The following is a 14,616-nucleotide window of genomic DNA, read 5'->3' as shown; positions in this document are numbered from 1 at the left end:
TGCCTTAAGCACAAGGCCTCGCATTGACTACACAACAGCAGAAATTAGAGCAGAAAAATAAATCCGTCATCCTCCTAAATCTGCCAATTTTTCCTCGCCCAAAGGCGATACACAAAGGCGAAAGATTTATTCTCCATGAGATTCATTCCTCATCCCAAAAATTTCCCGGCGTTACGTAAGCGCCGTCCTTTAGGACCTCACACCAACCAAAATACCGATGAAACATTTTCAGATCGACTATTAAGTAACGATCTTCCTCAAGTAGTGCCAAGCTGATTTCTGAGAGCGCATAGTGAGAGTACTCTCCACCTGTCCCTGGGATAACCCGCTGTTCGAGTGCCGCTCTCTCCCATTCCGTCACCGTTCCGCTGGCGACTGGCAAAGGATCGAAAAACTCCACTTCAAAAGTCTCCGAAACTCTACAGAGGCAAGGAAGATACCGCAACTCCAGCAGCCTTTGACTTATAAGGTCTTTCTCAAAACGAATCGTCAAAATCATTTTTTCAACGCGCTCCTTGGCACGACAACGTCACCAGAGAAATTCTTCTCAAACGTTTTCACTGGGCTGAAATATTGAACACCATGCGGGTCGCGTACCGCTACCACCGCAACGCCGTTTCTCGTGGTAACACCGTCCACCACAACAAAATGAGAAAACCGCGTGCCGTTCGTGTTGTCAACAATCCGTGCAATAACAGGCGTTCCTGAGGTGGTATACCGCTCAAGGTCAGCAACGTTCCGGCTACCGAAAGCCTGGGCGGGAACACCCTCGCTTCGCAGGAGCGACGCGACATCATGGGGATAGATCCCGTCCTTTTGCGGCTTCAATTTCTGTATGAGGCTGTCTATATCAACTTTCTTACCCAAGGTGTCCAACACCATACCGCATGAATTATGACCGCAAGTTGGATTAGGGCCTTGGTTGACAACCAATCGCTCCCCATTACGCGTTATATCATCCTTTGACAGCGGGTTACGCGGATCAATCACGCCTGCTCTGGATTGCGCCATCCGCTCGATTGCAGCCTGAACCCTCGGCGAATCCAGCGCGCCCCCCGAAACTCCTGGCGGGCGCAGTCCATTGATGCGCTGCCCGATAGGCAACATGGCAATCATGTTGAGCATCGGCGCCCATTGCCCGGAGACATCCGCCAGCTTTTCGAGGCTCAGTACCGCGCGTTCGGTCAACACCTCCTTGAACTCAGTACAGGTCGGCGTCAGGCAGTTGAGTTTTTCCAGGTCCGCCAAGCCGGAGGCGATCTGCCCCATCAGGTCCCGGGCGCGGACCACGCCTCCGGTTTCCTTGGCCCACTCGAAGTTCTCCTCGCTCTTGAGCTTGTGCTCGTTGGCAACCCACAGCTTTTTCTGGCATCCCTCGTCAAGACCACAGATGTTCATGTCGTCCACGAAGTCCGGCATGTCGTTGTGGCTGAGGTTGTTGTACTGCGTGGCATTGCCCGCCACCCAGCTGCCGGCCTGAAGACTGCCGGCATTACCGCCATCAACTGCTGCCGCCGCCACCACGCCCAGCAACTGCGAAGACATCAGCATCAGATAGTCGCGCTGCTTCGGATTCATCGCCGTCGCCATGCGTCGCAACTGATTGGCGAACGCTTCGTTTACCCCCGCTGCCATGGCTCCGACGGCGAAGTCGCTGCCCGACGCTTCGGCGATAAAGCCGCCGACCAGGGCATGCAGGGCGATCTTTTCCGGGCTGCCAGTCTTGAGGTTGAGGTTGCCAACCTGATCGAAGGACACCGCTGCCAAGGAGTTGTAGATCGTCGACTGGAGTATGCCCGCGAGCGTGACATCGCGTCCGAAGGCCTTGGCGACCAAGGCGGCCGATGTGTTGCTGATCAGTTGCTGTCCGGCAAAGTGACCAATGGCCTCCATCGAGCCGAGGTCGACAACCGTCTTGCCATTGACCTGCTTGGTCATGGTCATGTCGCCAAGGTAATGATCGGCTATGCCAGCCGTGATCGTGGCGATCGCGGCGTTGGTCAGGCCGTCCTTGCTGGCGACAGCCTTCAGGCCTGCGCCAAGATCTCCCTTGTTGTTGATCGTGCCGACCGCACCGGTAGTGGCCAGGCTCGCAGCACCGGCCAACTGCATACCGGACAAGCCCGCACCCGCAGGTCCGAGCATCACCGTCATCAGGATGGCGATCACCATCTGCGCTGCCGGACCAAGGCCCGAGTTGGCGTATTTGAAGCTTGTGTGCACCTCCTGGACCTGGCGCCAGTCGACGCCGCCTTGCTCCTCCAGTTCCTTAAGCCAAGCCAGCTTGGGATCGGCCTTGACCATTGCATCAATGGACTCGCGCACCGTCTGCTGATTGACCTGACGTACATCGGCACGAATGCTGCCTACGGCAGAGATCGCGACGTCGCCCGTGGCCACCAGTTCGCTCTGACGCAACGTCTCGTCGGTGCGCCCCTTGCCCTTCATGCTGAACCAGCCAGCGTCTGACTTGCTTTTCTCGTGACTCTCCTGATGCAGGTCCTCGACCCCTTCGAAGGTGATGTCACCCCCGCTTTCCAGGGTCAGGTCGTCGCCGCTGGTGAGCTTGGCCACCTGGTAGCGTTGGTCGCCATCACTGACGAGGGTCAGGTCGCCACCACTGGTGATCTCACTACCGACATGACGCACATCGGTGACTTCATCGCGCCTGGTCTTCTTGCTGCCGAAGCTGCCCTTGCTCTTTTTCTGGTACAGCGAGTAATCGCTGTCGGTCTCGGCCAGCAGTTCGAGCTGGTCACCGGCGTAGAGGAAGGCCTCGTCGCCCGCGCTGACGCGGCTGGAGATAAGCCTGAGGTCCTCGCCTGCCGTGAGCGAGACATCGCCGCCAGCCTTGAGGTCGGTCGCCACCTGGCGGACATGGTCCTCCTGGCGCGTGACTTTTTTGCTCTTGGCGTAGAAATGCTCCTCGTTGGCCGCGGAGGCCAGGGTCAGGTCGTTGAGGGCATCGACGGTGATGTTGCGCTTGGCCTCCAGTTCGCTGCCGACAGCGGTGAAGTCGTGGCCGGCGAACATGCCCAGGTCGCGGCCCGCGGTAACCTGCGAGCCGAACTGGGTGATGCTCTCGCTGCTCTGGCGCCCGTTGCGGTACTGGGTGCTCTGCTCGGCCGAGCCGATCAGCAGGTCACGGCCCGTGCGCATCTCCAGGTCGCGGCCGGCCTGCAGCACGCCGCCGACGTTGACCATGTCGCGACCGGTGGACATCGACAGGTCGTTGCTCGCCTCGATGCGCGCGGCGCTGTCCAGGGTCGCCCAGGTGGTGTAGCGGCCCTGCTCCTGCGACTGGGTGCGCTCGTTGACCACGTCGCCCAGCAAGGTGGAGAGGTTGACGTCACGCCCTTTGATGATGCCGCCGGCACCGTTGTACAGGGTGTTGCCCGCCAGCAGGTCGACCCGCCCACCGGCTTCGATCAGCCCGGTGTTGACCAGGTTCTCGCCCGCGCTGGCCGACAGGTTGTTGCTGGCACGCACGGTACCGGGGTTGATCAGGTCGGTGCCGGCGATCAGGGTCACGTCCTTGCCTTCGATCAGGGCGCCGTTGGGTGCCAGCCGGTCATTGGCGTTGGCCAGATACAACACTGGCACCAGCACTTTCTCACCCATCACCTGGTGCTCTTCGAGCCAGACGATGTCGTGGGTCAGTGCCGCCACTTGCGCTGCCGTCAGGCTCACCCCGACGGACAGGTTCAATTGCTGCTTGCTGGCCAGCGCGTTGTCCATCAGGTGGCGATACAGCGCCTCGTCGGAGGTCTGCCCGTCGATGTAGCGCTTGCCGGTGCGGGCCGTGACCGCCTGCTGGATCAGGCGCTGCTCGTAGAAACCGTCGCCCAGGCGTTTCCAGCTCTTGTCCGGGTCGTAACCAAGGTTGCCGAGCAGGTAATCCGAACTCATGAACTGCTTGAGGTCGGTCAGCACCGGGTCGGTTTCGATCAAGTACTTGTGCGGCTGGGCGCCGGTCGTGGCGGCGGGTACGCCCTGCACCCGGGGGATGCTCTGCGGGTTGATCGCGCTGGCCCGGCTGGAAACGCCGGCGGCCACGCTTGGGCTGACAGCCGCGACCGTCGGCAGTACCGGAGCCGGTTGCGTGATCGTGGCGCCACCGCCCAATCCGCTGGCCAGGCGCGGTGCCTCCACTTGTACAGGAGTAGCCTGGTGGCCGGCGCCCAGTTCGCTGCGGCCTGGCAGCGTCTGTGGCCCCTGCCCCGCCGCGATCGCCTCGACCCTGACGGTGTCGATCCGTGTATCCAGGTCGATGCCCTGGCGCTGACGCTCGCCCAGTTGACGCTCGCTGGCGCTGCTCGGCGCCAGCGCCGCGATATCGACAGCGCGCCCCTGCATCTGCGGCAGCGGTTGCTGGCGCTGTTGCAGGTCGATGCTGGCGCCGCCCAGCGTCCAGCTGGCGGGGGCCGGATCGGCCACCGACACGCTGGCCTGGCTGGCGGCCTGGCTGCTCAGGCGGAACAGGCCATTGCCGCTGGTGGGCAGGCTGAAGCCGGGCAGATCCAGCGGGTTGACCTGGCGCTGGGCCAGGTCAGGCGGCAACTGCCGGTTCGGCGCCACCACCGTGCGGGTGAAGGTGGCGGCCGTGCGCGTGTCCAGCGTGCGCCCGGCGTTGGCGCCCGGTGCGTTCCAGGCTTGCTCGACCCCGTTGCTCAACCGCGTGGCGGCCGTGATCGAGACATTGCCACCGGCCTGGATGATTGCCGGCAGGTAGGTCGGCGCTTCGCCGGCAATGATCTTCTCGGCAAAGACATTCGCGCCGCTGGCGCCTGCGGGTAATGCAGTACGAATACCCGGAACATACATCGACGGAGCCAGGTAATTCTCGTAGTAGATATCACTTTTCGCCGAAACCTGAATGGCTACGGAACCAAAACGCAACCACGGACGCTGCTCGCGGCCTGGACCACAGCAACTGAAGCTTGTCGGACGCAGTCGTGAAGCCTGGCCATCGGCGTTCAGGAACCAGAAGTCATAGTTGTATTGGGCATCGTTGTAGCGGTTGTAGGCATACATCTCCTGCGTTCTGACCGGGGCATCGAGATACTTTGCGCTGGTATAGTTGCCAACCGCGCTCCCCTGGTTTTCGAAGGTGTCCACCGTGATTTGAATATTGCCGGTGGCTGCCACTGTAGAGTTGCTATTGCTGAACCGACCACCTGTCACCATCAGGTCTTTCCCAGCGGTGATATTGGAAGCCACCGTGTCAGAGCCGGATGGCGCCGATGTGCGAATCTCCTCCAGCAGCACGTAGTGGGAAGGATCTGAATAGGTACTGGCGTATTGGCGTGGCCCGGTGCAGCTGTAACAACGAATCCCCAGCGCCGAGGAAATGACCTCCCGGTTCACGTTGAAGTTGTTGCGCTCGTTGACCACCTGCGTCGCATTCAGGCTGAAGTTGCCCAGGCTCTGCATCTGCCCCGACAGGTTGCGGATCAGCGTCGCCCGGCTACCCGGCAGCAGGCCGCCGATGGCGATGTCGCCGATGCCGTACAGGTCCGCCAGGGTGTTGTTCAGGTTGTCCGTGGCCACTTGCATGGCAGCGCCTGAGAAAATCAAGCCGCCGCCCTGGTTGGTGATGCCGCTGGCAGTCAGCTGCAGGCCGCCCGAGCCTGCCAGCGTGCCGCTGTTGAGCAACTGCCCGGCGTTGATCTTCAGCGTCTGCCCGGCCGTGACGCGGCCCAGGTTGCCCAGTGCCGCAAGGCTGCCCGCGCCGCCCAGGGTCACATTCCCGGCGCCGGCGAGCGTGCCGCCGCTGGCCAGGTCGATGCTGCCCGCATCCAGCGACAGCGCCCCCAGGCTGGTCGCGCGACCGCCCGCGGCGTAACGGCCGGACAACGCCAGCGCCAGGCTGCCGTTGCTGGCGATCAGGCCCTCGTTGCTCCAGTTGGTGCCCGTGCCCACCAGGCTTTCGCTTGCCAGCAACTGACCGCTGCCGGTCTGCACCAGCTCACCGACATTGACCGTCAGACGCGCCGCCTGGATCACGCTGCTGTTGGTCCAGCTCGCGGCGTTCAGGGTCAGGCCGCCAAGGGTGACGATTTCGCCGCCGGCCCCGCCGAGGTTGGCCAGGCCAATATCGAACGTGCCGGCCCCACCATGCACCAGGCGCCCCCCGGCATTGAGGAAGCCCGCCGACTGCAGGCTCAGGTCCTGGTTGGCGATTTCCAGCACGCCGCCACGGTTGTCCAGCGCCCCCGTCAACTGTAGGCGCGTGCCGCCGGCACTGCCCAGGGTACGCAGTTGGCCGCCCTGGTTGTTCAGGCCGGCTGCGCTCAAGCCCAGGCGACTATCGCTCTCGATGATGCCGCCTGTGTTGATGAGGTTGCCACGCAACCCGAACTCCACGGACTGGCCGGCGATCTGGCCGTTGCCGCCGTTGTCCAGGTCGATGGCGTCGATGCCTAACTGCCCCAGGGCAAACATGCCGCCACCGCGGTTGTTCAGGTTGGCGGTGCGTACGTCCAGGGCGCCGGCCTGGGCGGCCAGGCGGCCACCGCTGTTGTCCAGCCCGCCGAGGGCGATCAGCTTGAGCTGGCGCGCCTGAATGATACCGTTCTGGGCATTGCCCAGCAGACCGCCGACCTTGGCATCGAGCAGCCCTTGCAGGCTGGCGAGCACTCCGCCACGGTTGTCGACGCTGTCAGCCTCGAGCAGCAGGTTGCCACCCTGCGCGATCAGCTTGCCGCCCTGGTTGTCCAGCGAGCCGAGGCTGGTCAGAGTGACAGCGCTCTTGGCCTGGGCGGCGCCCCCTTGGTTGCTCACGCGTGCGGCGTGCACCACGAGGCTGCCGGCATCGGCGTGGATCAGGCCGTCACGGTCGTTGAGCATGGCGCCCGTGAGGTCCAGCTGAACGTCGCCCTTGGCGGCCAGCGTGCCCTTGTCGCTATTGTCGAGGCTGGCCCCGGCCAGGCGCAGCCCGGCCTGGCTGACCAGTTGTCCTCCCCGGTTGAGCACCACGGTGGTGCCCCGCACCTGCAAGCCCGCGCCGCTGAGCAGCTTGCCCTGGACGTTGCTCAGCTGGCCGGCAAGGTCCAGTGTCAGGGTGTCCAGCCCGACCAGCGTGCCGCCTGAGTTGTCCAGGCCGGCGGCGCGCAGGCTGAACGCCGCCCCGCTGTCGATCCGCCCGCCCTGGCGGTTGTCCAGGGTGCCGCTGCCAAGGTCCAGGTGCTGCGCCGCGGCGCTGGCCAGAAACCCGCCACGGTTGTCGAGGCTGGCCGCCTTGACCTGGAGCAGGCCCTGGCTGACCAGCGCGCCGCCCAGGCTGTTGTCCAGCGCTGCGCCGAGCGTGATCGTCAGGTCGCCCTCCCGGCTGGAGAGCGTGCCGCCGTTGCGGTTGTCCAGGCTGCTGGCGTTCACCTCCAGACCTTGGCTGCCGGACACCAGGCCGCCCTGGTTGAGCAACCGGTCGGCGCCCAGCGTCAGGCGCCCGGTACTGATCAGCCGCCCGGCGCCGTTGTCGAGTACGCGCGCGCCCAGGCTGAAGCCCTGCGCGCTGGAAATTTCGCCCTGGCGATTGTCGAGGTCGCGCAGGTTGGCCAGGGTCAAAGGACCTTTGCCATGAATCAGCCCCGCACGGTTGTCGAGATCACCGGCCAGCCCCTCGAACAGCAAGGCCAGGCTACCCTCGCTCAACAGGCGTCCGCCTTGCTGGCTGAGGCGGTTGGCCTGCACCTGCAGCGCGCCCTTGGCGGAAATCTCGCCGGCATCGTTGCGCAACTGGCCGGTGCTCAATACCAGGCTGTCCTTGCTGCTGATCAGGCCCTTGGCGCTGTTGTCGATTTGGCCGGCCTGCACTGTCAGGCGTTGCTCGGTCAGCACCTGACCGCCCTGGTTGTCCAGGTTGGCGGCGTTCAGATCGAGCAGCTGGCGGGCGTTCACCAGGCCGCCGGCCTGGTTGCCGAGCAGGCCGGCGACGTCCAGGTGCAGGTCACCCCGGCTGTTGATGTGGCCGCCGGCATTGGCCAGACTCGCCGCCTTGAGCGCCACGCCTGCGGCGGCGATCTGCCCCTTGAGGTTGAGCAAGGCGCGCTCCACCACCAGGCTCAAGCCCTGTTGGCCGAGCAGTTTACCGTTGCCGTTGTCCAACTCGGTCGCCGCCAGGCTGAAGGCGCTGGCGCTGGAGATTTCACCGCCACGGTTGTCGACACGCGCCAGGCGCTTGAGCAGCAGCTGGCCAGGGGTATTGATCAACCCCTGCTGGTTATCCAGCTCGCCGTGATCGAGGTCCAGCTCGATGCGCTGCGCGCTGTACAGGGTGCCGCCCTGCTGACGCAGGCTGGTGACGTTGGCGACCAGGGCCTGCTGGCTGGTGATGCGGCCGCCGCTGTTGTCCAGTCGGGCCGCGTCGAGGTTCAGGCTGGCGCCACTGGTCAGGCGCCCGCCCTCCTGGTTGTCGAGATTGCCGGTGGCGATGCGCAACTCATCCTTGGCACTGATCGTGCCGGCCCGGCTGTCGAGGCTGGCGCCGGCCAGGTCGAGACGCCCGTTGGCTATCACCTGGCCGCCGCGGTTGGTCACCGCCCCCTGGCTTTCTAGCCACAGATCGCCGGCGCTGGATAACAGGCCAGCGTTGTTGCCCAGCAGGGCGCCGAGCAGACGCAAACCGCCTTCGCTGGTGATGCGTCCCTGGTCGTTGAGCAGGTCGCCCTCGACCTCCAGGTCCTGGCCGGTGTCACCACGCAACTCACCGCCGCGGTTGTCCAGGCTGACACCGCGCAGGTGGACACTGCCGGCACCGATCAAGCCTTGCTGGTTGAGGGTCACCCGCTGTTCGAGCGTCAGCAGGCCCTTGGCCAGCAGCAGGCCTCCGGTGCTGTTGTCCAGACGTTGTCCGATAAGCGTGACGCTGCCTTTGCCGTTAATCTCTCCGCCGCGGTTGACCAGGGTCGCGGCCTTTAGCACCAGGGCGCCCGTTGCCCCCAGCAGTCCCGCCTCGCGGTTGTCGACCTGGTCGGCTTCCAAGGCCAGTGTTCCCTCGGCCTGGACCTTGCCTTGCCGGTTGTCCAGCACACCCAGGCGTGCCTGCAAGTCACCCTTGGCCGACAGCTTGCCCTCGGCATTGAGCACGGTGACAGCGCCAAGGCCGAGATCGCCATCGGCCTGCACGGTGCCACCTTGGTTATCCAACGCTGCGCCGACCTGAAGCTGCAAACCGCCGAGACTGCCCAGCAATCCGCCTTGGTTGTTCAAGCCGGCGGCACTGAGCTCTAGCCCTCGGGCACTGACCTGGCCGCGTAGGTTGTCGAGCTGGCGGGCGATGCGCACGGTCAGGTGCTCGCCGCCCAGCAGTTTGCCGTCGGTGTTGTCCAGGCTGTCGGCAAGCAACGTGTAGGCCTGCAGACTGGAAATCTCGCCACGCTGGTTGACCACCTCGCCGAGGTTGCGCAGCACCAGCGGGCCGGGCCCACGAATCAGGCCGCCGCTGTTGTCCAGCCGTCCGTGACTCAGGTCCAGCTCCAGCCCCTGCAGGCTGAACAGCTCCCCACCCTGCTGGTCAAGGCTGGTGACACTGGCTTTGAGCGTGCGCGCGGAAATACTGCCGGTGGCCTGGTTGCCGACCTGCCCGGCCGTGAGCTGCAGACGCTCGCCGCTGCGTACAACACCCGCCTGGCCATTGTCCAGGGTGCCGGTGTCGAGGTTCAGGTTGGCTTCGGCGGTGAGTCGACCGCCGTTGCGGTTGTCGACGCTGGCACTGGCCAGCACCAGGCTGGCGTCAGTCTCGATGCGGCCGCCCTGGTTGTTCAGCCCCTGCGCGACGGTGGCGCGCAGGTCGCCCTTGGCCGATAGCGTGCCTTGCTGGTTGAGCAGGGACGCGCCATCGAGGCCCAGGCTACCATCGCTGTACAGCCGCCCCGTGCGGTTGTCGAGCAGTGTCGCACCTAGGCCCTGGCCGCTGGCGGACCGGCCAAGCTGCAGATGCTGGCCCGCGCCGATGGTCCCACCCCGGTTATCCAGCTGTGCCATGTGCAGCTCGACCTGCTGACCGAACAGCAGCCCTTTGCTCTGGTTGATCAAGCGGTCCAGCACCAGCGCCAGGCGCGTGCCCGCCAGCACCTTGCCGCCTTCGCTGTTGTCCAGCCTTTCGCCTGCGATGTCGACCCTCGCCAGGCTGGCCAGCCGGCCGCCACGGTTGTCGGTGTCGGCAACCTGCAGGTCGAGCCCCGCGTTGCCGGAGACCAGCCCCCCACCGCTATTGTCGAGCGCATCACCGCGCAGGGTCAGACGCCCTTCGGCGACGAATTCGCCGCCTTGCTGACGCAACTGACGGACATCCGCGCTCACCTCGTCGCGGCTGGCCATACGGCCCTTGCCATTGTTCACCTCGCTCGCGTCCAGGCGCAGCAAGGCACCGGCGGTGAGCAGGCCCTCGCGGTTGTCCAGGTAGCGACCGGCGAACGTCAGGCCCTCCTTGCCACGCAACAGGCCCTTGCGGTTGTCGAGGCTGTCGACGGTCGATTGCAGCTGGCGGTCGGCATGCAGGGTACCCTGCTGGTTATCGACACTGGTGCCGCGCAACGTCAGCAGGTCGGCGCCGCTGACCAGGCCGGCGTGGTTGTCCAGACGCCCGAACGCCAGGTCGATCAGCCCCTTGGCGCGGATCTGCCCACCCTCGCGGTTGTTCAGCAAGGCGCCCGTGCCGACCCGTAACGCGCCATCGCTGGTCAGGCTGCCACGGCCGCTGTTGTCCAGGCTGCCGGCCTCGACCCGCAGGTCCTGGCCGGTGCTGAGGACCCCGGCACGGTTGTCCAGGGCCCCGGTGATGTTCACGTGGGTAGCCACATCGCCGAGGATTTCACCCCCTCGGTTGTCCAGGGACGCGGCACGCACCTGGGTCAGGCCACCGCTGGATATTTCGCCCTCGCCGTTGTCTACGGTGCCGGCGACGTCCAGGTTCAGGTCCCGCTCGGCACCCAGGGTCCCGCCATGGTTGGCCAGGCTGGCGGCACGCAACTCCAGGCTGGTCGCCGAGACCAGGCCATGGGCGTTGGCCAGGGCATGCTCCACCAGCACCTTCAGCGCCTGGTCGCTGTGCAGCGTGCCATCGCCATTGTCGAGGCTGTGGGCGGCCAGGGTGAATCCCCTGGCGCTGGATATCTCGCCACCACGGTTGTCGACACCGGCCAGTTGCCGAAGCACCAGCTGCCCAGGGGTGTGGATCAGGCCGCCGCGGTTGTCCAATGCGCCGAGCGACAGGTCGAGCGTCAGGTCGCCATCGCTGACCAGGTGCCCGCCCGCCTGCTGGTCCAGGCGCCCAAGCTCGGCCAACAGCCCCTTGTGGCTGGCGATACGGCCGCCCTGGCTGTTGTCCAGCTCTTTTGCCTTCAACACCAGGAGGTCACCGCTGCGCAGTTGACCAGCCTGGCGGTTGACAAGCACCTCGCTGGTGATCGTCACGGCCCCTGTGCTTTCGAGCACGCCGGCATCGCCGTTATCCAGGCGCTGGCCCGTGAACGCCAGGCGCCCCGCGCCCTTGATCTGCCCGGCCCGGTTGTCCAGTGCCTGCAGGTCGAGGTCGATATCACCTGTGGCCAGGAGCTTGCCAGTGTTGTTGTCCAGGCCCGCGCCGACGAGCGACAGCGCGCCACCGGCGCTGATCAGCCCTGCGCGATTGAGCAGTTCGGCGTCGATGCGCGCGCTCAGTCCGGCGTTGCTGACCAGTTCTCCGGCAGCGTTGTCCAGACGGCTTGCATGAACATCCAGCGCCTGTGCGGCAATGCGCCCCCGGGCATTGTCCAGGGCCTGGGCAATGCGCACGGTCAGCGCCTGTTCGGAGAGCAGCTTGCCATCCTGGTTGTCCAGGCTGTCGGCAGCCAGGCTGAAGCCCTGCTGGCTGGAGATCTCGCCCCGGCGGTTGCCAACCGTGGCCAGGTTGCGCAGCAGCAAGGCGCCCGGGCTCTGCAGCGTGCCGCCTTCGTTGTTCCAGTGACCACGGGAGAGATCCAGAGTCAGCCCCTGGGCGGCGCTGATGCGCCCCTGGCGGTTATCCAGGCCGTTGCTGGTCAGTAGCAGGCTGCCGTTGCCGGCGATGTGCCCCTGCAGGTTGACCAGGCTGCCGGCCTGCAGCACGAAAGCCTGCTCGGCCAGCAACTTGCCACGGCTATTGTCCAGCTGACCGGCGACCTGCAATTGCAAGCCACCACGGGCCTGCAGGGTGCCGCCCTGGCTGAGCAGGGTCGCGGCGTTCAAGGCCAGGTCGTGGCCGGCGATCAGCCCGGCGGTATTGGCCAGCTGCCCGGCGATGCGCACCTGCAGGTCGTTGCCACCGAGCAGTTTGCCGGAGCTGTTGTCCAGCTGCCGCGCCACCAGCGCATAGGCCTGGCCGGCGGAGATCTCACCGCGCTGGTTGTTGACCGTCCCCAGTCGTTGCAGGGTCAGTTGGCCCGGGGTGGTGAGCAGGCCGCCTTCGCTGTTGTCCAGGTGACCGTCCGCCATGTCAAGGGTCAGCGCCTTGACGCCATGCAACTGGCCGGCGCCGCGCTGGTCGAGCTGGCCAAGGCGTGCCGTGGCCTGACCGTCGCTGGCGATGCGCCCGGCATTGCGGTTGTCGACACTGGCGGCCTGCAGTTGCAGGTCCTGCCCGGCTGCGACGGTACCGCTGCGGTTGTCCAACTGCCCGGTGACGGCGATGTCCAGCGCCTGGCCGGCACTCAGCTTGCCGTACTGGTTGTCCATCTGGTTGGCGCGCAGGGTGTTGCGCGCCTGGGCCGACAGCTCGCCATTGCGGTTGTCCAGGGTCTGCGTAGTAATGCTTTGGCTCTGGCCGGCGCTGACCAGCCCGCCCTGATTGCCCAACGACTGGGTGGCCTGCACCACCTGGTTGCGCCCCGCCAGCGCCCTGCCCTGCGTACTGTTGTCCAGGTTGGCGACAGCGATATGGCTGTCCTGCCCGGCGCTGAGGGTGCCGCCGCGGTTGTCCAGGCGCCCTTGCACCTGGACGACCAAGTCGCGGCTGGCGACGATGCTCTTGCCGTTGTTGAGCAACTGCCCGCTGGCGACACTCACATCACCCACGGTATTGCGGCTGCCGTCGGCATTCACCCCTGCCTCGATCACGCCGAGGTTGGCCAGGGTGCCAGCGGCCTGAAGGCTGATCCGGCTGCCGGCGGTAATGTCCTGGCGCGAGGTCAGGTCAGCGCTGCTGCGCACCTCCACCTCAGCGCCGCCGTGTACCGGCCCTTGCAGGTCCATGCCTGCGGCCTGGAGCTTGACCGTGCCACTGGCGCTGGCCTGGGCCAGGCTCAGTTGACCGTTGGCGTCCAGGCGGATATCGCCGCCACTGGCTGCCACATTCCCTGCCAGCCGCACACCCACACCCGCCTCGGTGCCCACCAGGCGAATGGCCCCGGCGTACATGCCGCCCAGTGCACTGGAGTCAATAGCCAGGCCCGGCGCATCGGCCGCATTGCCGGCACGCGGGGTCGCGGCCAGGGTCTGGGCGTCGACATCGTTGCGCCCGGTGATGATGTTCAGCTCACGAGCGCGCAACTGCGCGTTCAGGCGCGCCGAACGGGTGATGATGTCGAAACGCTCGACGTTGTCGGCATTGAGCCCTGCCCCTTCAAGGGCCACGCTGCCGCCATCGACTTGGTAGCCGCTGACCGCGCCACGGCCATCGAGCACCGGCTTGCCGGTGCTCAGGGTCACCTGGGGCGTGTTGATGAAGCCGCAGCCATCGCAGGTGATACCGTGAGGGTTGGCGACGATGACCTTGGCCGCATGCCCGGCCACTTCGGTATAGCCGCGCAGCTGGCTGGCGTTGGCACCGTTGACCTCGTTGAGGATGACATTGGCCGCCGCCCCCTGCAGGTTCGGGTTGCCAAGGATGATCCCGCCCAGCTGGGTAGCCTGGGTGCGCTCGGTGGCGTTGTTGAGGATCAGCCCCTGCTGGCCGACGTTGTAGTCGCTGAACTGGTTGTGCGACAGCCCGCTGCCGTTGGGCGCGGCGATGTTGATGATCGGCACGCCGTTGCCCGCCTGGCCGAGGCTGGTGCCCGGCCCGCTGACCACCACGCCTTCGGCGGCTTGCGCCCACAGCGGCTGCCAGAACATGGCGTTGGCCAGCAGGAAGGCCAGGCCACGCTTGGGCAACCCGCAGAAATGCTCACGGGGCTGAATTTCGGCCGAGCGTTGGCGGGCCAGGAAGGCAAACAGGCGGACGTCCATGTCAGGTCTCGTGAATCAGGCGGTCAAATGAAGAAGTCCAGGCGGAAATACACCGGGCGTTCCTTTTCGGTCAGCACGTCGGGGCGTTCCAGGCTGTGGGCGAAGGTCACGCTGGCGGCCATGTGCTGGCCGCGGGCGAACAGCTCCAGCGAATGGCTGCTGGCACGGCCGTGATACTCGCCGTTGTAGCGATCGTTGCGGATTACCCCGAGGTCGTAGCCCAGGCCCAGGCCGTACTCGGCCACCAGCGGTTGCAGCAGCGGCCAGTTCACCGGGCGGGTCCAGCGCAGGTCGTTGCGCCAGTAGCCGCCGCTGTCGCCGGACAGCGACTGATCCTTCAGGCCGCGCACCGACGACAGCCCGCCAAGGCTGATGCGCTGCGGGCTGAACAATACGTCTTCGCTGCGCTGGCCGGTGGCCAGGCTGGTGAAG

Annotated in this window: 3 protein-coding genes; all 3 read right to left on the bottom strand. The window is 65.6% G+C overall.

Features of this window, described 5'->3' with window-relative positions:
* Positions 1-142: 142 nt before the first annotated feature.
* Positions 143-499, bottom strand: a complete 357-nt coding sequence (locus AC25MA_RS24065) for a hypothetical protein (protein WP_028691534.1) — start codon at positions 497-499, stop codon at positions 143-145.
* Complete coding sequence (locus tag AC25MA_RS24060) at positions 496-14,184, bottom strand: two-partner secretion domain-containing protein (protein WP_486972463.1); 13,689 nt, start codon at positions 14,182-14,184, stop codon at positions 496-498. Before AC25MA_RS24060 ends, AC25MA_RS24065 begins: the two co-directional genes overlap by 4 nt.
* A 23-nt stretch (positions 14,185-14,207) precedes the next feature.
* A partial coding sequence (locus AC25MA_RS24055) for a ShlB/FhaC/HecB family hemolysin secretion/activation protein (RefSeq protein WP_486972462.1) occupies positions 14,208-14,616 on the bottom strand: 409 nt, incomplete at its 5' end.

Source organism: Pseudomonas sp. P65(2024) (assembly GCF_057480955.1).
Note: the sequence above shows the minus strand (reverse complement) of the source record. Positions and strands in the feature narration are given on the sequence as shown.

Excerpts from the sequence above, each read along its gene's own strand:
- AC25MA_RS24065 (WP_028691534.1), bottom strand. The coding sequence starts at position 499 with ATGATTTTGACGATTCGTTTTGAGAAAGACCTTATAAGTCAAAGGCTG.
- AC25MA_RS24060 (WP_486972463.1), bottom strand. The coding sequence starts at position 14,184 with ATGGACGTCCGCCTGTTTGCCTTCCTGGCCCGCCAACGCTCGGCCGAA.